Here is a 23807-nt window from a genome sequence, read left to right as displayed (position 1 = left end):
GATGACCACGGCGCGCTGACAGGGCTCACTATACAGGTGACTAGGCCGTTACCAATGTGCCATTGACAACTGGCACATTGAATCGCGATGCTGTGCCCATGAGGACGAGGTCAATGGCGACCTTCCCGCCGACGGCGGTCCCCACCCGGGCGGCGACGCGGACGCGACTCGCGGCCGCGGCGTCGGTGGTGGGGGTACGCCAGGTCAATGGGTGGTTGCCGAACAATCGAATCGGGATCGCGGCCGGGCGCGCGCTCATCGCCGCGATCATGGCGGCGGGCGGCCCCGCCCCGGCGGGGACCTCGGTCACCTCGGTCCGCTCCGGCGGCGTGCGCGGCGAATGGGTCCGGGCCGCCGGTGTGCGGCACGGCGATCGGGCCATCTACTACCTGCACGGCAGCGGCTACGTGGTGTGCTCGGCCAAGACCCATCGCGGACTCGCGGCCCGGCTGTCCAAGGCCACCGGGCTGCCGGTGTTCGTGCTGGACTACCGGCTCGCGCCCGAGCATCCGTTCCCCGCGGCCGCCGACGACGCCGCGGCGGGCTACCGGTGGCTGCTCGAACACGGCTATCGCGCAGGCGATCTGGTGATCGGCGGCGACTCGGCGGGCTGTCATCTGACCCTGGACCTGTTGCTGCAGAACGCGATCGACGGCACCGCGCAGCCCGCGGGCGCCTTCATGTTCTCGCCGCTCATGGATCCCACCCTGACCCTCGCCGAACGCCGCGACCGGGTGCTGCCCGATCCCATGGCCCCGGCCCGCACCGGGCGGCGGCTCATCGAGCTGTACACCGCCGCCGAGCCCGCGGATTCGCCGCGGCTGAAGCTGACCATTCCGGCCGGGACCGTGCTGCCGCCGCTGTTCGTGCAGGCCGGCGCGGGGGAGATGCTCGCCGACGACGCCCGCCACCTGCGCGATATGGCCGCCGCGGCCGGCGTGCCGTGCGAACTGGAACTGTGGCCCGGGCGCATCCACGTCTTCCAGGCCCTGCCGTTGCTGGTGCCCGAGGCCGGGCCCGCCCTGCGATGCGCCGCCGGGTTCGTGACCTCGGCACTGGCGCAATCGGATTCGACTCCAGGAAAGCGGGTGGGCTGACATGTGGCCGATCGACGAGGTGATCTTCGCACTGGGCGGCAAGCGCCGCTCCCAGCGCGCCAAGGCCGTGGTGACCGGCGCGGGCAGCGGGATCGGGCGCGCGTTCGCGCTCGAGATCGCCGCGCGCGGCGGTGAGGTCGTGTGCGCGGACATCGACAAGGACCGCGCCGACGAGACGGTGCGGCTCATCGAGCGCACCCGCGGACGCACGGCGCACGCGGTGTTCTGCGACGTGTCCCGGCGCGAGGACGTGGAGAGCCTGGCCCTGCACGCGGAACTGCTGTTCGGCGGCGCGCCCACCCTGGTGATCAACAACGCGGGTGTCGGAATCGGTGGAAAACCGGTGGGCGACATCGGTTTCGGCGACTGGGAATGGGCGCTCGGCATCAACCTGTGGGGCGTCGTGCACGGCTGCGAGATCTTCGCACCCCAGCTGCGCGCGGCCGGCCGCGGCGGGATCATCAATGTGGCCTCGGCCGCGGGCTTCGCGGCCGCGCCCGGCATGGCCGCCTACAACGTGTCCAAGGCGGCGGTGGTGTCGCTGTCGGAGACCATGGCCGCCGAACTGGCGGGCAGCGGGGTCGCGGTGACCGCGCTGTGCCCGACCTTCGTGCGCACCAATGTGGTGACCGACGGCCGGATCACCTCGGGCTCCTCCCGATTGGCGGACGGGCTGATGCGCTGGACCGGGTTCTCGCCCGAGTCGGTGGCGCGCACCACCCTCGACGCCCACGACCGGGGCGCGCTGTACGTGCTGCCGCAGCTGGACGCCCGCGTGGTCTGGCACCTCAAGCGGCACTTCCCGGCCCTCTACACCCAAGCCCTCGGCGTCGTGAATCGCGTCCTGCCGCAGCAGGATGCGGCGGCGACCGGCACGAATCTCCAGAAGACAGGAGTCTGACATGTCTGCGAAAACCATCTCCTTCGACTTCGACAACATGCTGGCCAAGATCAAGTCCAAGCAGTGGGCGCTGGCCGACATCGATTGGGACGCACCGGGCGCCGAGCTCATCGACCCGGCCCTGCACGCCAAGCTGAAGCCGTTCATGGCCGATCTCATGTGGATCGAGAACGTCGGCGCGCGCGGCTTCGCCGCCATGGCCAAGAAGGCCCCGACCCCCGCGCTGGCCGAGATCTACCGCTACTTCCACGCCGAGGAACAGCGGCACGCCAATGCCGAACTCGCCCTCATGCGCCGCTGGGGCATGCTCGAGGGCGACGAGATCCCCGAGCCCAATATCAATGTCAAGCTGGTCATCGACTTCCTGGACAAGTACTCCGACGGCATGTCGCTGTCCTTCCTGGGCACCGTCATCCCCATGCTCGAGGTGGCCCTCGACGGCGCGCTGATCAAGTTCGTCACCGACGAGATCGCCGACCCGGTCGCCCAGGAGGTCTTCAAGAAGATCAACAACGACGAATCCCGGCACCTGGCCACCGATTACGCGGTCATGGAGCTGCTCGGCCACGCCGGCGCCCGCAAGCTGGCCATCGACCTGGTGGGCGGCTGGATCAAGCCGTCGCTGTTCATCGGACTGCTCAGCTACATCCCGCTGCTGAACAAGATGCGCGACAACATCGTCGACATGGGCGTGAGCGAGGAGAAGCTCTACGCCGCCATGGCCCGCTTCAAGCAGGTCGGCGAGCGCGCGCCGATCGTGAACCGCCTGCCCATGTACCGGATCGTCAAAATGCATTCCGACTGGGTCGTCAACCGCGAGCACCCGTATCACCTGTTCGCGGACGCCATGGTCAAGGTCACCGGGGCCATCCCGGACCGCCTGCTGCCCACGCAGCCGACCTGGTCCAAGGAACTCACCTACGAGCCGGTCGCGTGAACGCCGTGACCAAGCCACTGGACGTGGCGATCATCGGGGCCGGATTCGCGGGCATCGGCGCGGCCATCCGCCTGCGGCAGAAGGGGATCGCCGACTTCGCGATCTTCGAGCGCGGCGACCGGGTAGGCGGCACCTGGCGCGACAATACCTATCCGGGCGCGGCCTGCGACATTCCGTCGCGGCTGTACTCCTACAGCTTCGCGCCCAACCCGGACTGGTCGCGGACCTACTCCGGCAGCGCCGAGATCCTCGGCTACATCGACACCATGGTCGCGGATTCGGGCATCGCCCCGCACCTGCGCTTCGGGCACACCGTGACCGGCATCGTGTTCGACGACGAGACCGGGCTGTGGACACTGTCGTTCGGGGCCGGGCGGCGAAAAGTGCGGGCGCGCACCGTGATCCTCGCCTCCGGCCCGCTGTCCAATGCCGGGTTCCCGGATATCGCGGGCATCGACGACTACGAGGGCCACAAGATCCACAGCGCCCGCTGGGATCACGACTACGACTTCACCGGCAAGAAGGTGGCCGTGGTCGGCACCGGCGCCAGCGCCGTGCAGATCATCCCGGAGCTGGTGAAACAGGCCGCCTCGGTGAAGGTCTTCCAGCGCACGCCCGGCTGGGTGCTGCCGCGGGTCAACCGGCGCACCAACGGCCTCACCAAACAGGTGTACCGGCAGCTGCCGGTCACCCAGTCGCTGGCCCGGGAAGCCTGGTTCTGGGGCCACGAGTCGGTGGCGCTGGGCGTGGTGTGGAATACGCCGCTGACCCGGGTCGTCGAATCGGTCGCCCTGATGCATCTGCGGTCCCAGGTGCGTGATCCGTGGCTGCGGCGGCAGCTCACCCCCGATTTCCGGGCAGGCTGCAAGCGGCTGTTGATGAGCAGCGAGTACTACCCGGCCCTGCAGGCCGACAACTGCAAGCTCATCACCTGGCCGATCGCGGGACTGTCCCCGCACGGCATCCGCACCGCCGAGGGCATCGAGCACCGCTTCGACTGCATCGTGTTCGCGACCGGGTTCGAGGTGTCCAAGCAGGGCTCGCCGATTCCGGTGACTGGGCGCGGCGGCCGGGTGCTGGCCGACGAATGGCGCGGCGGCGCATACGCGTTCAAGAGCGTCACGGTGGCCGGATACCCCAACCTGTTCCTCACCTTCGGGCCGAACTCCGGGCCGGGCCACAATTCGGCGCTGGTCTACATGGAGGCGCAGATCGAATACCTCACCGACGCCATCAAGATCGTGCTCGACCGCGGGCTGCGCACGCTCGAGGCCCGGCGGGATCGGCAGGACCGCTACAACCGCGGCCTGCAGCGCCGGTTGACCGCCACCACCTGGAACTCGGGGTGCAGCAGCTGGTATCTCACCGAGGACGGGTTCAACGCCACCATGTACCCGGGATTCGGCAGCCAGTACGCGCGGCAGCTGGCCAGGGTGGATCTGGCGGATTTCCACCTGCGCTAGTGTTCAGAACGGCTGCGCCGAAGTTCCGGCGGAGCCAGGGGGTCGCCGGCGGAAGGGACGGGAACAGAACGAATGGCGGAGTACCGCATCGACGATCTCGCCCAGGCCGCCGGCACCACGACGCGCAATGTGCGCGCCTATCAGGAGAAGGGGCTGCTGCCCACGCCCACCCGCCGCAGCGGGCGCGCGCTCATCTACGACGACACCCACCTGGCCCGGCTGCGCATCATCGACGCGCTGCTGCAACGCGGGTTCACCATCGCCCACATCGCCGACTTCATCACCAGCTGGGAGACCGGCAAGGATCTCACCGAGATCCTCGGGCTGCAGAGCGCGGTCACCGACAGCTGGGGCAAAGCCGAAGAGCCGGTGGCGATCCCGCGCGAACTGGTGGACACCTTCTTCGGCGACACCGAGGAGCACCAGGTCGACTCCGACCAGCTGGCCCGGCTCGAACAGCTCGGCATGGTGCGGCTGCGCGACGAGACCGTCGAGCTCACCCGGCCCGAACTGCTCGGCATCTTCGCCGATCTCAGCTCCTACGGATTCCGGCTGCCCGAACTCATCGATCTGCACAGCGCCATCGCCGAGCGGCTCGAATCCATCGCCCGGCTGATGGTGGTGGCGGCCAAGGACCGCATCGAGTCCGCGCACGGACCCGGATGGCTGCCCGAGACCGACGCCGAGATCGCCGAAACCACCGGAATGCTCAACCATTTCCGGGAACTCGGGACCCGCTCGGTCCGCGACAGCCTCGATCAAGCGCTCGACAAGGTGCTGCACGCCGAACTCGGGGCGTACCTGGAGACGGCCGCCCGCCGCCGCGCGCAGGACTGATCAGCACAGGGCTGGATCAGTCACCACAGCTGGATCGAGTCACCGAAAGCTGGATCGAGTCACCGCAGGGCGGCGCGGGCGCCGGCCGCCTCGAGCTTGATCCGGGCGGCCTCGGCGGCGTCCTTGTCGACCTTCTCCAGCACCGCCTTCGGCGCGGCCTCGACCAGGTCCTTGGCCTCCTTGAGACCCAGCCCCGGGATGATCTCCCGCATGGCCTTGATGACCTGAATCTTCCTGTCCCCGAAGGATTCCAGAACGAGATCGAATTCGTCCTGTTCGTCGGCCGCCTCCGCCGGAGCCGAATCCGCGGCGACTTGGACAGCCACGGGAGGCGCGGCGCTGACGCCGAACTCTTCCTCGAACGCCTTCAGGAACTCCGAAAGTTCCAGCAGCGTCATCCCTTTGAACACGTCGAGCAATTCGACGACGGTCATCTTGGCCATGATGTAACCCCTTGCAACGCTGACCAGGCGATACAAGTAATTCTAAGCGCCGGGGACCGCCAAGGTCATCAGATATTCGCGCTCCCCGCGTGTCAGCGGGCGTGGCGCGCCGTCGGCGATGGCGACCAGGGTGGAAGTCGCGTACAGATAAAGGAATTCGCCGTCGCGCACCTCGTGCCGCAGGGTGAACGACGTGGTACCGAGCTTCTCCACCGCGGAGGTGACGGTCACCGGCGCGGCCCGGAAGACCAGCGGCATGCGATAGCTCAGCCGCTGACCCGCCACCACCACGCGCCACGGACCGCCGTTGGAGTCGTAGCGGTCCAGCAGATCCGCGCGCGCCTCGTCGAGGTACTGGGCGAAGACCACATTGTTGAGATGCTGCTGCGCGTCCATATCGGTGCGGCGCAACTGGATGTCGTAGGTGTGCATCAGGCCTCCAGATCCTTCAGGAGCACGCGCTGGTCCTCGGGCAGCGCGCGGGACCGCTGGGTCTCCTGGTCGAAGGCGACCATCGTGCACACCGCCGTCGAATACACCACGTCGTCGTCGCGGATCTCCTGCTCCAACACGAACGAGGAGGTGCCGACCCGGCTCACCCAGGTCTCGATCCGCACCGGATCGGGCCGATACCGCAGCGGCGTCAGATAGTCGATATCCATCTGCGCGACCACGTTCGCCCCGCCGAATCCCTTCTTCCAGAACAGATCGATCCGGGATTCCTCGAGGTAGCGCAAATGCGCGGCATTGTGCACGTGCCCGTCGGCGTCCATATCGGACCACCGCAGCGGGCACTGGAAAAGGTGTCGGGCCACCCCGCATTCATATCAAGCGGGCGGGGCCGGCAACCTCGCGGCCATCGTCGCGATGGCCGAATTTGCAAGAGTCGTGTCGTTGACGCCGTCGCCCGCGGGCCGCAGGCTGAGGGCATGCGGGTGGTGCTGATCGTGGTGTTCGACGGGTTCCAGCTGACCGATCTGGCCGGGCCCGCGGACGTCTTCTCCGGGGCCGCCGCCCTGCTCGGCGACGGCGGCGGCTACCGGGTCGAACTGGCCGCGGCGCAGGCCGGTCCGGTGCGGTCCTCGTGCGGCATCGAGGTGACGGCGCGGCACGGTCTCGACACCTGGACCGGGCCGCTGGACCTGCTGCTGGTGGTGGGCGGGCTGGCCTTCTGGGCGGCGTCCGGCGACGCCGAACTGGTGGCCGGGATCCGCCGGGTGGCCGCGGTGGCCGACCGGGTGGGCTCGGTCTGCTCGGGCACCTTCCTGCTGGCCCGCGCCGGACTCCTGGACGGCCGCCGCGCCACCACGCACTGGGCGGGCGGCGAGCTTCTGGCCCAGCAGTTCCCGGCCATCACCACCGAACCCGACCGCATCTACGTGCGCGACGGCCCGATCTGGACCTCGGCCGGGGTGACCGCGGGCATCGATCTGGCCCTGGCCATCGTGGCCGCCGACCACGGACCCGAACTGGCCCGCGAAGTGGCGCGCTGGATGGTGGTGTACCTGCACCGGCCCGGCGGGCAGAGCCAGTTCAGCGCGCCGCTCACCGGCAACCCGCCCCGGCGCGATCCGCTGCGTGAACTCCAGGTGTGGATGGAGGAGCATCCGGCCGCGGACCTGTCGCTGCCCGCGCTGGCCCTGCGGGTCGGTATGAGCACGCGGCACTTCTCCCGCGTCTTCGCCGGCGAGACCGGGACCACGCCCGCCCGCTACGTGGAGCGGGTGCGGATCGCCGCCGCCCGGCGCCTGCTCGAGACCACCGACCAGCCCATGGACCGGGTCGCCGCCGCGGTCGGATTGGGCAGCCCCGAGACCCTGTACCGAATCTTCCACCGCCACCTGGGCATTCCCCCGGGCGAGTACCGCGCCCGATTCAAGAACTCCGAAGGAGAGCGTGTCTCATGACATTCCAGATCGCCATCGTGCTCTATCCCGGCATGACCGTGCTCGACGTGGTCGGACCGTACGAGGTGCTGCGCGGCATCCCCGACAGCGAGATCCGTTTCGTCGCCGGGGAAGTCGGCCCGGTGGTGGCCGACAGCGGGGTGCTGGCGCTGGGCGCGACCCACACCTTCGCCGAGACGCCCGCACCCGATCTGGTGCTCGTCGGCGGCGGGGAACAGGGCACCACCGGCGCGATGGCCGACCGGGAGCTCATCGACTGGCTGCGGGCGGTGCACCCGAAGACGCAGTGGACCACCTCGGTCTGCACCGGATCGCTGATCCTGGCCGCCGCCGACATCCTGCGTGGTCAGCCCGCCACCACCCACTGGCTGGGCCAGCCCGCGCTCGCGCCCTTCGGCGCCGAATCGCGTCCGCACGACCGCATCGTGCACAGCGGCAAGATCGTCACCGCCGCAGGCGTTTCCGCCGGCATCGACCTCGGGCTGTGGCTGGTCGGCCGGATCGCGGGGGAGGAGCGGGCGCAGATGACCCAGCTCTACATCGAGTACGACCCGCACCCGCCGTACGACACCGGCCACCCCGACAAGGCGAGCGCCGACCTGCTACGCAAGACGCGCCTGCTCGCCACCAAACGATCGGCCAAGCCGCGGGTGCCGCTCGAGGTGGCCACCGCCCTGTGGCGGCTGACCCTCAACCGCATGCGGGATCGGGCCGCCGCCACACGCTGAATTCCCGTACCGTCGGAAGGGTGACCGAGCTGCTCGGCGATCACTTCTTCGCCAATCCGCATGCGTACTACCGGCTTTGGCGCGAGGACGGGCCGGTGCTGCGGGTGCGGTTCGGGGACGGCGTGGAACGCTGGCTCGTCATCGGCTACGAGGAGGCCCGCGCCGCGCTCGCGGATCCGCGGCTGCGCAAGGACATCGACCTCCTCGAATCGGTGATCGCCCGCAAGCGCACCGGGCCCTGGGAGGGGCCCCGCACCCACGACGGGCTGCGGCACATGCTCAATGCCGACCCGCCCGACCACACCCGGCTGCGGCGGGCGGTCTCGCAGGCGTTCACCGCGCGGCGGGTGGCGGCGCTGCAACCGGTCATCGAGAAGACCGCGCGAGAACTGCTGGACGCCATGGCCGATCACGACGAAGTGGATCTGCTGCGGGCCTTCGCCGTGCCGCTGCCGGTCGCGATCATCTGCCACCTGCTGGATGTGGACATCGAGGACCAGGGCACCTTCCGGGAATGGACCAAGGCGCTGGTCGGCACCCTGGAACCCGGCGTGGACCCGGCCCGGGCGCACGACGAGATGGTGGCCTTCCTGCGGAACCTGCTGCGGCGCAAACGGGCCGAGCCGGGCGAGGACCTGCTCTCGGCGCTGGTGACCGACGCCGACGCCCGCCTCGACGAGGGCGAACTGATCGGCATGGCACTGCTGCTCCTGGTCGCCGGGCACGAGACCACGGTGAACCTGATCGGCAACGGCATGCTGGCGCTGCTGCGCGACCGGCCCTGGCTGGACCGGCTGTGCGCGGCGCCGGAGCTGATCCCGGCGGCCGTCGAGGAATTCCTGCGCTTCGACGGGCCGGTCGATCTGGCCACCCTGCGGTTCACCGCCGAGCCGATCACGGTGGGCGACACCATCATTCCCGCGGGCGAACTGGTCCTGGTGGCCCTGGCCGCCGGCAACCGGGACCCGGGCCACTTCACCGACCCGCACCGCCTCGACCCGCTGGCCGAGCACGGCGCGCACCTGGGCTTCGGTCACGGCGTCCACTACTGCGTCGGCGCGCCGCTGGCCCGGCTCGAGGCCCGGGTCGCGTTCACCCAGCTGCTCGACCGGTTCCCCGACATCGAACTGGCCGTGCACGATTCGGAGCTGCGCTGGCATCCGAACCCGGTGATCCGCGGCCTGAAGCGACTGCCGGTGCGACTGCGGACGTGAATCCGTGGCCCGCGGGGTGGCTAGCTCAGCGTCTTCAACGCCGCGCCGTCGTACGGCTTCAGCTCGTCGAGCCGCCCCGCCAAGACCTTGGCCGCCCACTCCGGGTCCTGGAGCAGGGCTCGGCCGACGGCGACCAGATCGAATTCGTCACGCTCCAGCCGATCGAGCAGGTTGTCGAGGCTGCCGAGTTCGGCGCCCATGCCGGCGAACGCGCGCAGGAACTCGCCGTCGAGGCCGACCGAACCGACGGTGATGGTGGTCTTGCCGGTGAGTTTCTTGGTCCAGCCGGCCAGGTTCAGGTCCGAGTCCTCGAATTCCGGCAGCCAGTAGCGGCGGGTCGACGCATGGAAGGCATCGACGCCGGCTGCGGCGAGCGGGGTCAGGATGGCTTCCAGCTCCTGCGGGGTCTCGGCGAGCCGCGCGTCGTAGGCGTCCTGCTTCCACTGCGAGTAGCGGAAGATGATCGGGAATTCGGGCGAGACGACCTCCCGGACCGCCGCCACGATCTCGGCCGCGAACGTGGTCCGCGCCACGGCATCGCCGCCGTAGGCGTCGGTGCGGCGGTTCGTCCGTGCCCACAGGAACTGGTCCAGCAGATAGCCGTGAGCGCCGTGCAGTTCGACGCCGTCGAAGCCGATGCGTTCGGCGGCCGCGGCGGCCTCGGCGAAAGCGCCGATGACGTCGTCCAGATCTTGTCGGTTCATCGCGTTGCCGGTGCCCTCGGTGCCGTCGACGCGGATACCGGACGGGCCCACGGCGGGAGCCTCGGTGAAGGGTCCGTCGCCCTGGTTGCGAACCATGCCGATGTGCCACAGCTGCGGCACGATCGTGCCGCCCGCGGCGTGCACGTCCGCGGCCACCTGCGCCCACCCGGCCAGCTGCTCTTCACCGTGGAAGCGCGGCACCCGATCGCTCTGACCGGCCGAATCGTGGCCGACATAGGTTCCTTCGGTGACGATCAGTCCGACGCCGGCGGCGGCGCGGCGGGCGTAGTAGGAGCGCACATCGTCCCCGGGAACGCCACCGGGGGAGAACATGCGCGTCATCGGCGCCATCACGATGCGATTCGGAACGGTCAGTCCGTTCAGCGTGACGGGCCGAGACAGGACCTGAGCCGTGCGGGCGGCGTCCGACGTGGTGACGGTCACGGAACTCTCCTCATGGTTACTTGCCAACCTAGATGGTTGAGAACTTCAAGCATTGCGATAGACGCTAGTGGTGAATATTTGAGATCGTCAAGTTTCTGTGGATAGGCTTGTTCATATGACAGAAGGTCCCCGCGTCGACACCGCTCAGCTCATGGAGCTGCTCTCGGTGTCGCTCGGCGCCTACTACGGCGACTTCACCCTCGCCGCGGCGAGCGAGAACCTCACCGCGATCCAGGGCAAGGCGCTGACCGTGCTGCGCCACGGCCCGATCGCGATGCGCGCCCTGGCCGAGATCATGACCTGCGACGCCTCCAACGTGACGGGCATCATCGACCGGCTCGAGAAGCGCGGCCTCGTGCGCCGCGAGGTCAGCGCATCGGATCGGCGCGTCACGAACCTCGTCATCACGGCCGAGGGCGAGCGACTCGCCGAGACCATCCGGGCGAAGATGCACACCACCCGAGAGGGCCTGGACAACCTCGACGCCGAGGACCGGGACCGCCTGTACGCCTTGCTGAAACGGGTCTTCGTCGCTCGACCGGAGTGACCTGCGACAGCACGCGTTGAGCGATGAGACGGTGCCGCCTCAGCGGAGAGACGGTACCGCGCGAGCGATGAATTTCGGTCGGTGGCGAGGTCTATATCTCTGAACAGACGTTCGAATTATTCATCGAGTCAGAAGAGTTGATCTTTCATGACCGTATTCGCCATCTACGGGGCCACCGGTCACACCGGTCGCCTCGTCGCCGCCGATCTCATCGCACGGGGGAAGGACGTCGTGGTGTCCGGGCGCGATCCGGAAGCCCTGGCCGCCCTGGGGCATTCGCGGGTCATGCCCGCCGCGCTCGACGATCCGGCGGCGCTGCGTGCGCTGGCCGAGGCCGCGGACGTGATCATCCACTGCGCCGGACCCTTCGCCACCACCGGATTGCCCGTGGCCACCGCCGCCGTCGAGGGAGGCTGCCACTACGTCGACCACGCCGTGGAGGTGCACCACGTGAAGCGGCTGTTCGACGACTTCACCGAACCCGCGCAGCGGGCCGGGGTCACTCTGCTGCCGAGTGTGAGTTTCTATGGGGGACTGGGTGATCTGCTCGCCGGGGCGGTCGCGCGCGCGGCATCGGGCATCGACCGGATCACGGTGGCCTACCACGTCACCAACTGGATGATGACCCACGGCGCGGTGGAGACCGCGCGACTGCTGTTCGCCGACACCGACCGCATCGGCTACGAGGACGGGCAGCCTCGATACGGATTCGTGGAACCGCGGCAGGCGATCTTCGCGTTCCCACCGCCGGTCGGGCCGCGGCCAATGATCGCGCCGGTGCCGTTCCCCGAGGCCGTCACCGTGCCCCGGCACACCCGCACGAAAGCGGTTGAGGCGCAACTGACCGCGCACACCTTCGCCGAGGATCAGGCCTTCACCAGCGAGCAGGTCGATCCGGCCGCCCGCGCCGACAGCCGATTCATGATCGCCGCCCAGGTGCTCGCATCCAGTGGCTCGGCGTCCGGGACCCTGACCGGGCGAGACCTGTGGTCGGCGGCCGCGCTGGCCTCGGTGGAGGCGGCGGTGCGGCTCACCGAGGGCGCCGTCAAGAGCGGAGTCGCCAGTCCCGCCGAGGCTTTCGAGGCCGTCGGCTTCCTGCGGGATCTCGCCGCGCGCGGGGCCTTCGAACTCCGGTTGCCGGAACAAGCGTGAGGAGCGCGACCATGGAACCGATTCTCGTCACCGGCGCGGCCGGAGGCAGTCAGGGCGGCACCGGCCGTCGCGTCGCCGAGACCCTGGTACGCGCGGGCCTGCCGGTACGCGCCTTCGTGCACCGCGACGACGGCCGCGCGGCCGAGCTGAAGGACCTGGGCGCGGAGGTGGTCACGGGCGATCTGCGCGAGATCAGCGCCGTGACGCCCGCTCTCCAGGGCGTGCGCCGGGCCTACTTCACCTACCCGGTGACCGCCGGAATGCTCGACGCCACCGCGGTTCTCGCGGCCGTCGGGAAGCAGGCCGGGCTGGAGCGGGTGGTCGCCACCTCCCAGCTCGGCTCCGATCCGCAGGCGGGCACCCCGCACATGCGGCGGCACTGGGTGGCCGAACAGGTCCTCGACAATGCCGGGATCGGCGCGGTGCACCTGCGGGCCGCGGTGTTCTTCGAGAACCTGCGGGTGGCCATCGGAGACCGGGGTGAACTGGCGCTGCCGCTCGGCTCGCCCGACACCGTGCTGCCGCTCATCGCGGGCGCGGACGTGGCGGGCGTCGGAGCCGGGGTGCTGCGCACCGAGGGCCCGGTGGATCCGGTGCTGTGGCTGGCCGGGGAGATCATGACCGTCGGCGAGGCCGCCGACCTACTCGGCGTCCCTTACCGGAACGTGGATCCGGCCGAATGGTCCGCATGGGCCATGACGGTGTACCGCGACGAAGTGGCGGTGGAACACCTGACCCACCTGTGGACCATGTTCGCGGCCATCGGCTCGGGGCACGAGCTGTTCCGGGTCACCGAATCCATCGAGCGCTTCACGGGGCGGCCGCCGATCACCCTGCGGGAGTTCACCGCCGGGGCCTGAGGCCGGTCAGGCGAGCCAGCGTCCGTGCCGCAGCACCCGGCGCAGGCCCAGCTGGTCGTCGAGCACCACGGCGTCGGCGTACATGCCGGGGCGCAGGTCGCCGACGTCGTCGAGGCCCGCCGCGTCCGCGGGGGTCGAGGTGACGGCGGCGACCGCGTCGCGGAGCGGGATGCCGCAGTCGCGGACCGCCCAGCGCAGGCAGTGCAGCAGCGTCGCGGTGCCGCCCGCCAGCGAGCCGCCCGGTACCCGGGCCACCCCGTCGGTGACGGTGACCGGGCGCGGTCCCAGCCGGTACTGGCCGTCGGGCATGCCCGCGGCCTGGGTGGCATCGGTGACCAGTACCACCCGGTCGGGGGCGGTGGCGAAAACGAGTGCGCCGAAACCGGAGTCGACGTGCACGCCGTCACCGATCACCTCCACGAACGCCTGCCGCTGAGCCGCCGCCACCAGGCCCGCCGCCACCGGGCCGGGCGCGCGGTGATGCAGCGGCGGCATGCCGTTGGCGAGATGGGTGACCAGGGTGCCGCAGCCCTGCGGGCTCAGCGCCGCCCGGAAGCGGGCGAAACTCGAATCACTGTGCCCGACAGCCACCACCACGCCGCTGTCGGCCAATTGTTTGGCGGCGGTGTCGAATCCGGGGCGTTCGGGGGCCAGGGTCATGACCCGCAGCTGACCGTCGGCGGCGTGCAGGAGACGGTCGATGAGCTCCGGGTCCGGATCGGTCAGATAGCCGAGATCGTGTGCGCCGCAGCGTGTCCGCGACAGAAATGGGCCCTCGATGTGAACGCCCGCGATCACCCCGTTCGCGGCGAGCCGGCGCAGCATGGCCGCCTGCGCCACCATGGTGTCGGGAGCGGCGGTCACGATGCTGGCGAGCACACTGGTCGAGCCGCGCCGATGATGGAACGCCGCGGCCTCCTCGGCCTCGGCCGCGTCCTCGGTGTCGAAGCGATACCCGAAACCGCCGTGCGTGTGGATGTCCACCAGACCCGGCACCACCGTGCCCGCGTAGACCGGCGGCAATTCCCGGTGCGTGGTGGCCCATTCGGTGGCCGGCCGGACCGCGGCCACCCGCTCACCCCGCACGGTGATCACGCCGTCCTCGAGCACGCCCGCGCGGGTCACCACGCGGCCGCGCAGTTCCAGGCCGCGCCGCCCGCTCGCCAGACCCGTTGCCGCGTCAGCCATCACGCCACACCCATCAGCTCAGAATGACCGATCGCGGGACGGTGCGCGGGTGTTCGGTCCTGTCGATTTCCTGTTCAAACGAATCACATTCGGGCGGCCGCCGCGTTAGATTCGAGAGATACCAATCATTCGTCCCGAAAATTGCTCTCTCAGCACCAATTTCGATTCAGCAGACGGCGAATTGAGGGGCGCCGTCTGCCCCTGCACCCACTGAATCGGGCGCCACCCGATTCAGCGGGGGCGCAGCACCACCAGGCCCGGGACCGTCGTCAGATACTGGGTCAGCGGAGTGTCGACGACCTGCTCGTTCGCGGCCAGCGAGGACGCGTTGCGGAACATCGGCCCATTCGGGGTGTCGATGAAAATACCCACGTGGGTGACGTCCAGGCCCGCGGCATCGGTGTACGCGCCCAGGAAATCGCCGGTGCGCAGATTGCCGATCACCGTATTGTCGACCGCCGCGGCCGGAACATAGGTGATGTCACGGTCCACCACCGGCAGGCCGGGAAGATAGTTGCCGCCATCGGCTTTCGCGTTCAGATGCTTGGTCACGGTGACCGCGGCGGGTGTGAGGCCGCGCGTGATATCGGTGGCGGCCGTGCGGTTCACCGCCGCCCAATCGGTGAAGAAATGCTTGCGGCCGGCGAATTCCACCCGCGAATCCGCGTAGCGGGTGGCCACCAGGTTCTGCACGAACTGGGCGCGGTCGGCCGAACGGCTCAGCGCGTCCACGTAGTCGAGATAGGTGAAGCAGTCGACCCGCCGGAAGTCGACCACCAGCTGCTCGGCCCGGGTGGCCGAGCCGATCAGCATTTTCGCCCCGTAAGGGGTGCCGAGGAAGCGGCCGGACAGTTGCGCGATCGCGTCGGTCCGGGCGCCCGGGATCGAGTTGCGCAGCGCGAGCAGCTCGTCCAGCTGCCGGGAGGTGGACTCGTCCAGAGCCGGTTCCGCCGGCGCGGCCAGAGCTGGTTCGGCCGGCGCGGCCAGGGCCTGCGACGGCGGCAGCGCCAACGCCGAAACCAGCGTGACCAGCATCAGCAGTAGCCGGGTCAGTATGCGCACGAGCCCTCCCTCGGAACGAGACTGCCCCTGACACTACCGAGTGGGGCTGCCGTTGGCGTCGAACGTGCCCTGGACCTGGTGCTCGATGTAATCGCGAACAGCGGAAATGGGAGCGCCGCCAACCGATCCGGCGAAGTAGGAACCGGACCACAAGTGTGTCGCCCGCCAGTAGTGACGTGCGAGTTCGGGATATTCCTGCCGCATCCGCCGCGAGGAGACGCCCTTGAGCGAGTTCACCAGCTTCGACAGCGCCACTTTCGGGGGGAAAGTCACCAGCAGGTGCACATGATCGGCTTCCCCGTTGAACTCGACCAGTGCGCATTCGAAGTCCGCGCACACCTGCCTCATGATCTCTTCCATCTTGGGCAGATGCGTGTCGGTGAACACTCGACGTCGATACTTAGTGACAAAAACCAAGTGTGCGTGAAGTGCAAAAACACAGTGTCTACCAGTTCGAATATCGTCAGATACGCGCATAGACCAATGATAAGATTTTGGTGTGCAGCTCCGGTACAACTATCGCGTCTACCCGACGCCGGGCCAGCGGGTAGAGCTGGCGAGGGCGTTCGGGTGCGCGCGAGTGGTGTACAACGATGCCCTGATCGCGCGTCGGGAGGCGTTCGCAGCGGGTCAGCGAGTCAGCGACGCGGAACTATCCAAGCGGCTCACCGCCGCCAAGGCGACTTCGGAACGGGCGTGGCTGGATCAGGTGTCCTCCGTCGTACTGCAGCAGGCCCTCGCGGATCTGAATACCGCCTACCGGAACTTCTTCGAATCGGTCGCGGGCAAGCGGAAGGGTGCCAGGGTCGCGCCGCCGAAGCTTCGATCCCGCAAGGACAATCGGCAGTCGATTCGGTTCACCCGCAATGCACGTTTCCGGGTGTTGGCGAACCGGAGACTTCGGCTTCCGAAGGTGGGAGATGTGCCGGTTCGCTGGTCGAGGGAGTTGCCCTGCGAGCCATCGAGCGTGACCGTGATCAAGGATGCCACCGGCCGATATTTCGCCTCGTTCGTGGTCGACGTCGAGACCGAACCGCTGCCGCCGACCGATTCCGACACGGGCATCGATCTCGGCTTGACGACGTTTGCGGTGTTGTCGGACGGAAGGATCATCGACTCACAACGATTCCTGCGGCAGGCCGAACGCAAGCTTGCCAACGCACAGAAGTCCTTGTCCCGCAAAGCGAAGGACTCCGGGAACCGGGCCAAGGCCCAGATCAAGGTGGCCCGAGCGCAGGCGAAAGTGGCCGACACGCGCCGCGATTGGGCGCATAAGCAGTCCACGATCATAATCCGCGACAACCAAGCGGTGTACGTCGAGGACCTGCGCATCAAAGCTCTCGCCCGTACACGTATGGCGAAGTCAGTGCACGACGCCGGGTGGGGAATGTTCATCCGGATGCTCGAGGAGAAGGCCGCACGGTACGGCCGTACCTTCGGCAAGGTAAACCGGTTCTTCCCGTCCACGCAGATGTGCTCGGTGTGTGGTGCGTTGGACGGGAAGAAGCCGCTGCAAATCCGGGAATGGTCGTGTAGGTGCGGCGCCGTCCATGACCGGGACGTGAACGCCGCGCGCAATATTCTGGCCGCAGGACGTGCGGACAGCCCAACGCCTGTGGAGCTGGTGTCAGCCTCGGTTTCGGTCGAGCAACCGGCGATGAAGCAGGAACCCACCGGCAGCGCGGCACAGCCGACGCTGGCCGGAATCCCTATCCTTCAGGGTGGGGAGGACGTCAACCCAGCAGGCCGCCCAGCAGACCACCCTGCTGTCCGGCTTCCTGCCCGCCGCCGGTCCCGCCGATGAATCCGCCCGGCGGCAGCTCCGACGGCTGCACGATCACGAAACCGCGACCCGAGAACGAGAGCGTGAGGCCCTCACCCGTGCTGCGACCGATCAAGCGGGCGAAACCCATGGAGTCGTTGCGCTTGATCCCGGTCTGCAGACTCGACGACCAGGCCACCGCCGCCTGCGGGTCGGCATAGGTCGGCTGATCGACATTCAGCACTACCGGCTGACCGTGCGTGGTGATGGCGATCCGGCCGCGACCGGTGAACACGCAGTTGAAGAACCCGGCATTGCTGGCGTAACCGGCCGCGCCCTGCACCCGCTGGATGTTGTAGGACAGCGAGGAATCGAAGGCCAGCACGTTCGCGCCGTTGATGGTCAGCCCGTCGGTGCCGTCCAGATCCACGACGTGCACATCGGCGGCGGCATTGGCCAGGAACAGATCACCGCGCCCCTGCACCTGCATGAGCGGCACGCCCTCACCGGTCAGCCGCTGCTGGATGGCCCGCCCGATCCCGCCGGACCCGAGCGCCTTGAATCGCAGATCACCCTGATAGGCCACCATCGACCCGGCCCGCGCCAGCGTCTCCCCGTCGACCGCGACGCGAATCATCTTGCCGCCCTGCTTCTGGATGCCGAAACCGCTGACCTCGGCGTGTTGCGGATTGAACAGCTCGCTCTGCACGGGCGGAACTCCTTGTGATGCGGGTGTATTCGGAACAGGGGCCGCGGGCGGATACGCGGGCGGTGAGAAGGACTGCGGGGCAGCGGGCATCGGCTGCGGAGGCGGTGGCACCGGCTGCTGGTAGGGCTGCGGCGGCACCGGCTGCTGAGAGGACGGCGCGGGCGCCGGCTGCTGGTGGGGCGGCGCGGGCATGGTGGGCGGCGGCATCTGCTGCGGCGCCGGGTTGGGCTGTGTCGGCAGGTAACCCGCGGGCTGGGGCGGCGGCGCGAAGGTGGTCGGCGGGGGAGCCGGGGCGGGTTCCGGTTCGTCGTCGATGTTGACGCCGAAAGCCGCGGCGAGACCCGCGAGCCCGTCGTCGTACCCCTGGCCGACGGCGCGTACTTTCCAGCCGTCCCCGCGCCGGTAGATCTCGACGCACACCACGGCGGCCTCGCTGGTCAGGCCGTTCATGGGGAATGTCAGTGTGCCCGCGTCGGATCCGATGGTGGCGGTCAGCGAGCCCGCCGCCCCGGCGAAGGTGGCGGGCCCGCTGCCGTCGAGGCTGGCGGTGATGGCGATCTTGTCCACGTCGGCGGGCAGCGCGGCGGTGATCACGTCGACCATGTCGCCCGCGCCGCGGCCGTGCCGGTACACCACGCCGGGACCCACCGGCTGGTTGAAGAAGATGAAGTCACCGTCGGATCTGACCCGCCCGTCCGCGCCCAGGAGCAGCGCGGACACATCGACCGCGACGGAACAGGTGACGGTGACCGTCATCCGGTCGGCGGGCGCGGGCCGGTTCTCGCCGCGCGCGAGGGCGGTCACCGGTGTCCTCCGCGGTCGGCGCGGACCCGTTCGGGCGATAGACGATTCACGGCATCCAGTGTGTCGAAACTCGGCCGCCAGGGCCATCCGGGGATACCCGGAGTCCGCGTGGCGCCCGGTGCGTCGTCAGGCCGCGCGGTCCGTGCGCTCGGTGTGGTCCGGGTGCGGCAGGTCGGCTTCGTACTGGGCACGGTGCAGCGCGCAGCGGTATTTCGGGCCCGGCTTGATGTAGGCGGGGTCCAGCCGCTGGGTGAAGCTGAGGTTGTCACGCCGCCAGCAATCGATGCACATCGGCTCGGTCATGGCGTCCTCCTCTGTCGTCGCTTCCGCGAAGGGTATGCGGGAGAGGGATTCCCACTCACGGCCTGTTTCGGATATAGGTCCGGGCACTCTTGCGTAACGGATGCGGCCGGTTTGCCGACCGGTCGGTTGCTTAATGGGTGTCACGGGCGCGCCACACGGACGCGATCAGACATCCCGCGATCACCGCGTACGCGACGACGTAACAGTTCAACAGGATCGGGGAGATCGGCCACGACGGCGGGAACAGGAACCAGCCGACCACCACCCAGGTGTCGGTCCAGTGGTATGCCCACGCGCCGGTCGCCACATAGACGGCACCGGCCGCCGCCCACCAGCGCGGGTCCGACACCGCGCGATACACCAGGTAGACGAACAGCGGCAGGAACCACACCCAGTGGTGATTCCAGGAGAACGGCGACACCACGCACGAGGTCAGGCCCGCGAGCGTGACGGTCAGCAGCTTCTCGCCGCGCCGATAGAGTTCCGCCGCGAGCAGCAGCCCGCCGATCGCCACCGGCGCGGCCAGCAGCAGCCACAGCCATTGCGGTACTTGGCCACCCGTGAGGTGCGCGATCGTGCCGCGCAGGGACTGGTTGGCGGGCTGGCTATCCGGGGCGATCCGGTCGGACTGGAAGAAGGTGCGGGTCCAGTACTGCCGGGAATCCGAGGGCAGCACCGCCCCGGCGAGCCCGATCGTGAAGACGAAGGTCGCCGCGGCCATCACCGCCGCCGCCCACTGCCGCAGCACCACGAACTGCGCCACGAAATACAGCGGCACCAACTTGATTCCCGCGGCAAGCCCGACCCCGGCACCGCGTATCCGGCTGTTCGGCGGGCGCGAGAAGTCCCACAGGATCAAGGCCATCAGCACCAGGTTGATCTGGCCGTAGTAGAGGGTGGTCCGCACGGGCTCCAGGAACACGCAGGTGGCCGTGAGCAGCGCGCTCAGCCCGGCCAGTTGCCAGGTCAGGCGGTAGCCGAGCACCCGCCAGCACGACAGGACGCACGCGTAGAGCACGCCGATGTTCAGTGCCAGCCAGGTATTCGTGACGTACGGCCACGGGATGGCCAGCATCGGCAGGAAACTCAAGGTGGAGAACGGGGTGTAGGTGAAGGACAGCCCGCGATGGGTGGTCTCGGTGTAGAGGGGATGCCCGTTGTAGATCTTCCAGGCGCCGTCGCGATAGACGTGCACATCGAAACCGCCGGCCAGGAAGCCCACCTGGTCCAGCCAAGGGTCGACGGTGGTGAAGATCAGTGCCAGGGACAGCGCCGCGCCACAGGCCAGCACCCACGCCGTCGTTCGATTCCACGGTCGCGGTGGCGCACCGGAATCGCGCGCCACCGCTTGATCTTTCGATTCGACCACACCGTCTTGTGTTTCAGCACCGATCAACACCCAACCCACCTCAGATGTGCGATACCCCCTCCCGGATGTGCTGAACCCTACCGGCAGGGTTTGATGGTTTCGTCACACCACGGTCCCGCCCGGCGGGCCCTGTCGTTTCCCCGCGCCCCAGTGGTTGAAGACCAGGTTCAGCACGAAGACCACGATCACCGCCGAGGTGATCGGGCTGCCCGCGATCATCTGGAAGTCGGTGGGGAACTGCTTGTAGATGTTGGGGGCGACCGCGGGCAGCAGCGCCACCGACAGGGTGACCGCGATGATGAGCATATTGCTGGTCCCCTCGAACTGGACCTTGTGCAGAATGCGCAGGCCGACCGCGGTGACCATGGCGAACATGACGGTGGCCGCTCCGCCGACCACCGGACCCGGCAGGGCCGCGACCACGCTGCCCACCTTCGGCACCAAGCCCAGCGCGACCAGCATGCCGCCGCAGGCCGCCACCACCCAGCGGCTGCGTACCCCGGTCAGCCCGACCAGGCCGACGTTCTCGGCGAAGGCGGTGTCGGGAAAGGAGTTCATGAAGCCGGCCAGCACCGCGGAGAAGCCGTCGGCGGCCAGGCCGCGCGCCAGGTCGGGCGGTTCGAGCTGCTTGTCGACCATCTCGGCGACGGCGACCATATCGGCGGTGGACTCGGTGAAGGTCACCAGCATGACCACGCACATGGAGATGATCGCGCCCAGATGGAACTCGGGCGCGCCGAAGATGAACGGCCGGGACACGGCGAACCAGCCCGCCGACCCCACCCCGGACATGTCCACCAGATGCATGGGCACCGCGACCAGCGTGCCGATCGCGACGCTGAGCAGCACGGCCAGCTGACTGATCAGACCGCGGCCGAACCGGTGGATCACCACGATCAGCGCGATCACCAGCCCGGCCAGCGCGATGTGCGAGATCTGGCCGTAGTCGGCGGCTTTCGGGTCGTCCCCGGCGATCAGCCCGGCATCCGCGCCGATCAGCGACAACCCGATCACGCAGATCACGCAGCCCGACACCAGCGGCGGGAAGAAGCGCACCACCATGGCGAAGAAGCGGGCGATGATCAAACCGAACACGCCCGACACCAGGATCGCGCCGTACACGGTCGGCAGCCCGGCCTCACCGCCGCCGAACTCCTGCGCGATCAGGATCATGGGCGAGACCACGGTGAAGGTCGCGCCCGCGACCACCGGCAGTCGTACACCCAGGATGCGGCCGATGCCGACCGCCTGAATGATGGTGACGATGCCCGACACGAGCAGATCGGCATTGACCAGCAGGGCGATGGTGTGGGCGGGCAGCTTCAGCGCCCCGCCGACGAGCAGCGGCACCGCGACCGCGCCCGCGTACATGATCGCCAGATGTTGCAGGCCCAGCAGGAACAGCTTGGGTGGCGGTGGTATCTCGTCGACCGGGTGACGGGCCTTGACGAGTCCGGTGGCGGCATCGATTTCGGATTTACGGGAGGGGCGCACTTTTGCGAGAAAGCGCATTTGCATGACAAGCCTCCTGGAACACGTGGATCACCGGCCGGGGGAGGCCGTGACCACGAACCGAATGATGGCGCAGGAAATACCGGGTCCGCAGCGGATTGTTCGATTGTCCAGCCGGTTCGGCGTGGCTCCCGGCCGCCTTCGTATTTTCCTACAGAATCACACGGTCAGCGGCGTCCCGTGTTGACCGAATATCCCGCCGGACGTAGGTTCAGGCCACATAATCCGTGGTCACAGACAGGAGGCGAGCGGATGTCCACCAACTCCGATCTGCGTCGCCTGGCTCATCGCACGGTGTGGGTGCCCGGGCGCGTCGCCCACGGCTGCTGAGCCGGCTTTCTCGACGAGCGGAATTGATCCGCCGACACTGGATAGTGCAATCGACGACGAAAGCGGCCGGCAATGGCAATTTTCATGACGGTGAACGGAAAATCGACACCGATTTCTCCCGCGGCGACGCACACCACCCTGCTGGACTTTCTCCGGGAGCACGGACTCACCGGATGCAAGGAAGGCTGTGCGGAGGGTGAATGCGGCGCGTGCTCGGTCCTGGTGGCCCGGCCGGGCCGGATCGAGCCGACCGAATGGGTGGCGGTCAATGCCTGCCTGACCCCGGCCGTCGCGCTGGAGGGACAGGAGGTCGTCACCGCGGAGGGGCTGGGCACCGCGGCCGCGCCGCATCCGGTGCAGCGGGAGCTGGCGGTGCGCGGCGGCTCGCAATGCGGTTACTGCACACCGGGATTCGTGTGCAGCATGGCCGCCGAGTACTACCGGCCGGATCGGACGGTCACGGACGAGGTGTGCGCGCACGGCGAGACCGGGCCCAATGGCTTCGATCTGCACGCGCTGAGCGGGAATCTGTGCCGCTGCACCGGCTACCGGCCGATCCGCGACGCCGCCTACGCGGTCGGCGAACCGGCCGAGGATGACGCCCTGGCCCGGAGGCGCGAGGCCGACGCGCCGGAACCGGCGGCGACCGACTTCAGTTCCGATGGGCGGCGATTCGTGCGGCCCGCGTCCCTGGCCGAGGCGCTGCGGCTGCTGCGCGACCATCCGGACGCCACCGTGCTCGCGGGCAATACCGACCTGGGCGTGGAGGCGAATATCCGTGGGCGGCGGACGGATTACACACTGGCCGTCGACCGGCTCCCCGAACTGCGGGAGCTGGTGATCGGCGCGGATCGGATCGAACTCGGCGCGGCGCTGACCCTCACCGAGCTCGAACGCGGGCTCGCCGGCCGGGTGCCGCTGCTGTCGGAGTTGTTCCCGCAGTTCGCTTCTCGTCTCATCCGCAACGCCGCCACGCTGGGCGGCAACCTCGGCACCGGATCGCCGATCGGCGACGCGCCGCCGGTACTGCTGGCCCTGGAAGCGTCGGTGGTGCTCGCGGATGCCGACGGGGAGCGGGAGGTCGCACTGGCCGACTACTTCACCGGCTACCGGAGTTCGATGCGGCGGCCCGGGGAGCTCATCCGTTCCGTGCGCGTCCCGCTACCGCTCGCGCCCGTGGCCGCCTTCCACAAGATCGCCAAGCGACGGTTCGACGACATCTCCAGTGTGGCAGTGGCTTTCGCTCTCGATATCGACGACGGCGTGGTACGGCGGGCCCGCATCGGACTGGGCGGCGTGGCCGCGACACCGGTGCGCGCCTACGCGACCGAGGCGGCCCTCGAAGGGCGGCCCTGGACGGAGGTCGTCATCGCCGCGGCCGCGGACATCCTGCGTGGCGAAGGCACACCGCTCGACGATCATCGCGCCAGCGCGCGATATCGCAGCGCCATGCTGGGCGAGAGCCTGCGAAAACTGTTCTCCGACACCACCGAGACCGCGGGGGTGCTGTCATGAGTCACCTGTCGCGCCGACC

General features: G+C 68.8%; 24 protein-coding genes. 13 read left to right on the top strand and 11 right to left on the bottom strand.

The annotated features are described in order from the left end of the window. Positions 1–98 precede the first annotated feature (98 nt). The 5 genes from ACFYTS_RS26315 (at position 99) to ACFYTS_RS26295 (ending at position 5235) form a co-directional block, all read left to right on the top strand. A complete protein-coding gene (locus ACFYTS_RS26315; protein ID WP_387307886.1) occupies positions 99–1097 on the top strand; it encodes an alpha/beta hydrolase in 999 nt (332 codons plus the stop codon). A 1-nt stretch (position 1098) separates the two neighbouring features. Beyond that, a complete protein-coding gene (locus ACFYTS_RS26310) occupies positions 1099–1998 on the top strand; it encodes an SDR family NAD(P)-dependent oxidoreductase (RefSeq protein ID WP_387307884.1) in 900 nt (299 codons plus the stop codon). Positions 1999–2014: 16 nt separating this feature from the next. Next, positions 2015–2935 (top strand): ferritin-like domain-containing protein, encoded by a 921-nt coding sequence (locus ACFYTS_RS26305; RefSeq protein ID WP_387308051.1) that lies wholly within the window; start codon positions 2015–2017, stop codon positions 2933–2935. Then, on the top strand, positions 2932–4398 hold the full coding sequence (locus ACFYTS_RS26300; protein WP_387307882.1) for a flavin-containing monooxygenase: 1467 nt from the start codon (positions 2932–2934) through the stop codon (positions 4396–4398). Before ACFYTS_RS26305 ends, ACFYTS_RS26300 begins: the two co-directional genes overlap by 4 nt. A 72-nt stretch (positions 4399–4470) precedes the next feature. After that, positions 4471–5235: a MerR family transcriptional regulator gene (locus ACFYTS_RS26295; protein WP_357287959.1), complete on the top strand. Its 765-nt coding sequence runs from the start codon at positions 4471–4473 to the stop codon at positions 5233–5235. A gap of 59 nt (positions 5236–5294) precedes the next feature. Here the strand turns inward: ACFYTS_RS26295 and rplL are convergent, their stop codons facing one another. From rplL to ACFYTS_RS26280, 3 genes are read right to left on the bottom strand one after another with little or no spacing between them, the layout of a single operon-like run. Beyond that, the gene (gene rplL / locus ACFYTS_RS26290; RefSeq protein ID WP_357287961.1) at positions 5295–5678 is read right to left on the bottom strand and encodes a 50S ribosomal protein L7/L12; all 384 of its coding nucleotides are present in this window, start codon (positions 5676–5678) and stop codon (positions 5295–5297) included. A gap of 42 nt (positions 5679–5720) precedes the next feature. Beyond that, a complete protein-coding gene (locus tag ACFYTS_RS26285; protein WP_387307879.1) occupies positions 5721–6110 on the bottom strand; it encodes an acyl-CoA thioesterase in 390 nt (129 codons plus the stop codon). Beyond that, positions 6110–6493 carry a thioesterase family protein gene (locus ACFYTS_RS26280; protein ID WP_357287965.1) on the bottom strand — a complete coding sequence of 128 codons (384 nt, stop codon included), beginning with the start codon at positions 6491–6493 and terminating at the stop codon, positions 6110–6112. The genes ACFYTS_RS26285 and ACFYTS_RS26280 overlap by 1 nt, the downstream gene beginning before the upstream one ends. Positions 6494–6607: 114 nt before the next feature. Here ACFYTS_RS26280 and ACFYTS_RS26275 point away from each other — a divergent pair, with 114 nt between their 5' ends. From ACFYTS_RS26275 to ACFYTS_RS26265, 3 genes are read left to right on the top strand one after another with little or no spacing between them, the layout of a single operon-like run. Next, positions 6608–7585: a GlxA family transcriptional regulator gene (locus tag ACFYTS_RS26275; RefSeq protein WP_379100618.1), complete on the top strand. Its 978-nt coding sequence runs from the start codon at positions 6608–6610 to the stop codon at positions 7583–7585. Next, positions 7582–8313 carry a DJ-1/PfpI family protein gene (locus ACFYTS_RS26270; protein ID WP_357287969.1) on the top strand — a complete coding sequence of 244 codons (732 nt, stop codon included), beginning with the start codon at positions 7582–7584 and terminating at the stop codon, positions 8311–8313. The genes ACFYTS_RS26275 and ACFYTS_RS26270 overlap by 4 nt, the downstream gene beginning before the upstream one ends. 20 nt (positions 8314–8333) lie before the next feature. After that, the gene (locus ACFYTS_RS26265; protein ID WP_387307876.1) at positions 8334–9527 is read left to right on the top strand and encodes a cytochrome P450; all 1194 of its coding nucleotides are present in this window, start codon (positions 8334–8336) and stop codon (positions 9525–9527) included. A 20-nt stretch (positions 9528–9547) separates the two neighbouring features. Here ACFYTS_RS26265 and ACFYTS_RS26260 read toward each other — a convergent pair whose 3' ends face one another. After that, positions 9548–10675 carry an NADH:flavin oxidoreductase gene (locus ACFYTS_RS26260; protein WP_357287972.1) on the bottom strand — a complete coding sequence of 376 codons (1128 nt, stop codon included), beginning with the start codon at positions 10673–10675 and terminating at the stop codon, positions 9548–9550. Between the two features lie 115 nt (positions 10676–10790). Here ACFYTS_RS26260 and ACFYTS_RS26255 point away from each other — a divergent pair, with 115 nt between their 5' ends. From ACFYTS_RS26255 to ACFYTS_RS26245, 3 genes are all read left to right on the top strand, one after another. Beyond that, positions 10791–11222 carry a MarR family winged helix-turn-helix transcriptional regulator gene (locus tag ACFYTS_RS26255; protein WP_387307874.1) on the top strand — a complete coding sequence of 144 codons (432 nt, stop codon included), beginning with the start codon at positions 10791–10793 and terminating at the stop codon, positions 11220–11222. A 147-nt stretch (positions 11223–11369) separates the two neighbouring features. Then, complete coding sequence (locus tag ACFYTS_RS26250) at positions 11370–12374, top strand: saccharopine dehydrogenase NADP-binding domain-containing protein (protein WP_387307872.1); 1005 nt, start codon at positions 11370–11372, stop codon at positions 12372–12374. An 11-nt stretch (positions 12375–12385) separates the two neighbouring features. Further along, the gene (locus ACFYTS_RS26245) at positions 12386–13234 is read left to right on the top strand and encodes an NAD(P)H-binding protein (RefSeq protein ID WP_387307870.1); all 849 of its coding nucleotides are present in this window, start codon (positions 12386–12388) and stop codon (positions 13232–13234) included. A gap of 6 nt (positions 13235–13240) precedes the next feature. Here ACFYTS_RS26245 and ACFYTS_RS26240 read toward each other — a convergent pair whose 3' ends face one another. From ACFYTS_RS26240 to tnpA, 3 genes are all read right to left on the bottom strand, one after another. Next, complete coding sequence (locus ACFYTS_RS26240; protein WP_387307868.1) at positions 13241–14422, bottom strand: N-acetylglucosamine-6-phosphate deacetylase; 1182 nt, start codon at positions 14420–14422, stop codon at positions 13241–13243. Between the two features lie 231 nt (positions 14423–14653). Then, positions 14654–15484, bottom strand: coding sequence for a DUF1460 domain-containing protein (locus ACFYTS_RS26235; protein ID WP_387307866.1), 831 nt, complete (start codon positions 15482–15484; stop codon positions 14654–14656). A gap of 33 nt (positions 15485–15517) precedes the next feature. Beyond that, a complete protein-coding gene (gene tnpA / locus ACFYTS_RS26230; RefSeq protein WP_357287987.1) occupies positions 15518–15961 on the bottom strand; it encodes an IS200/IS605 family transposase in 444 nt (147 codons plus the stop codon). Between the two features lie 22 nt (positions 15962–15983). Here tnpA and ACFYTS_RS26225 point away from each other — a divergent pair, with 22 nt between their 5' ends. Further along, complete coding sequence (locus ACFYTS_RS26225; RefSeq protein WP_387307863.1) at positions 15984–17288, top strand: RNA-guided endonuclease InsQ/TnpB family protein; 1305 nt, start codon at positions 15984–15986, stop codon at positions 17286–17288. On the opposite strand, the gene ACFYTS_RS26220 is transcribed toward ACFYTS_RS26225, so the two are convergent. The 4 genes from ACFYTS_RS26220 to ACFYTS_RS26205 form a co-directional block, all read right to left on the bottom strand. After that, a complete protein-coding gene (locus ACFYTS_RS26220; protein ID WP_357288080.1) occupies positions 17218–18711 on the bottom strand; it encodes an AIM24 family protein in 1494 nt (497 codons plus the stop codon). The genes ACFYTS_RS26225 and ACFYTS_RS26220 overlap by 71 nt on opposite strands. A 174-nt stretch (positions 18712–18885) precedes the next feature. Then, positions 18886–19062 carry a hypothetical protein gene (locus ACFYTS_RS26215; RefSeq protein WP_357287990.1) on the bottom strand — a complete coding sequence of 59 codons (177 nt, stop codon included), beginning with the start codon at positions 19060–19062 and terminating at the stop codon, positions 18886–18888. A 130-nt stretch (positions 19063–19192) separates the two neighbouring features. Further along, positions 19193–20407, bottom strand: coding sequence for a glycosyltransferase 87 family protein (locus ACFYTS_RS26210; protein WP_387307861.1), 1215 nt, complete (start codon positions 20405–20407; stop codon positions 19193–19195). A gap of 126 nt (positions 20408–20533) precedes the next feature. Then, complete coding sequence (locus ACFYTS_RS26205; protein ID WP_357287996.1) at positions 20534–21949, bottom strand: nucleobase:cation symporter-2 family protein; 1416 nt, start codon at positions 21947–21949, stop codon at positions 20534–20536. 408 nt (positions 21950–22357) lie between these two features. Between ACFYTS_RS26205 and ACFYTS_RS26200 the strand changes: the two genes are divergently transcribed. Beyond that, positions 22358–23788, top strand: coding sequence for a xanthine dehydrogenase small subunit (locus ACFYTS_RS26200; RefSeq protein ID WP_387307859.1), 1431 nt, complete (start codon positions 22358–22360; stop codon positions 23786–23788). Positions 23789–23807: the final 19 nt, after the last annotated feature.

It is taken from the genome of Nocardia sp. NPDC004151 (assembly GCF_042874235.1).
Lineage (GTDB): Bacteria > Actinomycetota > Actinomycetes > Mycobacteriales > Mycobacteriaceae > Nocardia.
The sequence above is the reverse complement of the archived record's forward strand: the minus strand, read 5'-3'. Positions and strand labels throughout refer to the sequence as shown.

What these genes read in the sequence shown, in the direction of transcription:
- ACFYTS_RS26315 (WP_387307886.1), top strand. Translation starts at nt 99, where the DNA reads ATGAGGACGAGGTCAATGGCGACCTTCCCGCCGACGGCGGTCCCCACC.
- ACFYTS_RS26310 (WP_387307884.1), top strand. Translation starts at nt 1,099, where the DNA reads ATGTGGCCGATCGACGAGGTGATCTTCGCACTGGGCGGCAAGCGCCGC.
- ACFYTS_RS26295 (WP_357287959.1), top strand. Translation starts at nt 4,471, where the DNA reads ATGGCGGAGTACCGCATCGACGATCTCGCCCAGGCCGCCGGCACCACG.
- rplL (WP_357287961.1), bottom strand. Translation starts at nt 5,678, where the DNA reads ATGGCCAAGATGACCGTCGTCGAATTGCTCGACGTGTTCAAAGGGATG.
- ACFYTS_RS26285 (WP_387307879.1), bottom strand. Translation starts at nt 6,110, where the DNA reads ATGCACACCTACGACATCCAGTTGCGCCGCACCGATATGGACGCGCAG.
- ACFYTS_RS26275 (WP_379100618.1), top strand. Translation starts at nt 6,608, where the DNA reads ATGCGGGTGGTGCTGATCGTGGTGTTCGACGGGTTCCAGCTGACCGAT.
- ACFYTS_RS26270 (WP_357287969.1), top strand. Translation starts at nt 7,582, where the DNA reads ATGACATTCCAGATCGCCATCGTGCTCTATCCCGGCATGACCGTGCTC.
- ACFYTS_RS26255 (WP_387307874.1), top strand. Translation starts at nt 10,791, where the DNA reads ATGACAGAAGGTCCCCGCGTCGACACCGCTCAGCTCATGGAGCTGCTC.
- ACFYTS_RS26250 (WP_387307872.1), top strand. Translation starts at nt 11,370, where the DNA reads ATGACCGTATTCGCCATCTACGGGGCCACCGGTCACACCGGTCGCCTC.
- ACFYTS_RS26245 (WP_387307870.1), top strand. Translation starts at nt 12,386, where the DNA reads ATGGAACCGATTCTCGTCACCGGCGCGGCCGGAGGCAGTCAGGGCGGC.
- ACFYTS_RS26240 (WP_387307868.1), bottom strand. Translation starts at nt 14,422, where the DNA reads ATGGCTGACGCGGCAACGGGTCTGGCGAGCGGGCGGCGCGGCCTGGAA.
- tnpA (WP_357287987.1), bottom strand. Translation starts at nt 15,961, where the DNA reads ATGCGCGTATCTGACGATATTCGAACTGGTAGACACTGTGTTTTTGCA.
- ACFYTS_RS26220 (WP_357288080.1), bottom strand. Translation starts at nt 18,711, where the DNA reads ATGACGGTCACCGTCACCTGTTCCGTCGCGGTCGATGTGTCCGCGCTG.
- ACFYTS_RS26215 (WP_357287990.1), bottom strand. Translation starts at nt 19,062, where the DNA reads ATGACCGAGCCGATGTGCATCGATTGCTGGCGGCGTGACAACCTCAGC.
- ACFYTS_RS26205 (WP_357287996.1), bottom strand. Translation starts at nt 21,949, where the DNA reads ATGCAAATGCGCTTTCTCGCAAAAGTGCGCCCCTCCCGTAAATCCGAA.
- ACFYTS_RS26200 (WP_387307859.1), top strand. Translation starts at nt 22,358, where the DNA reads ATGACGGTGAACGGAAAATCGACACCGATTTCTCCCGCGGCGACGCAC.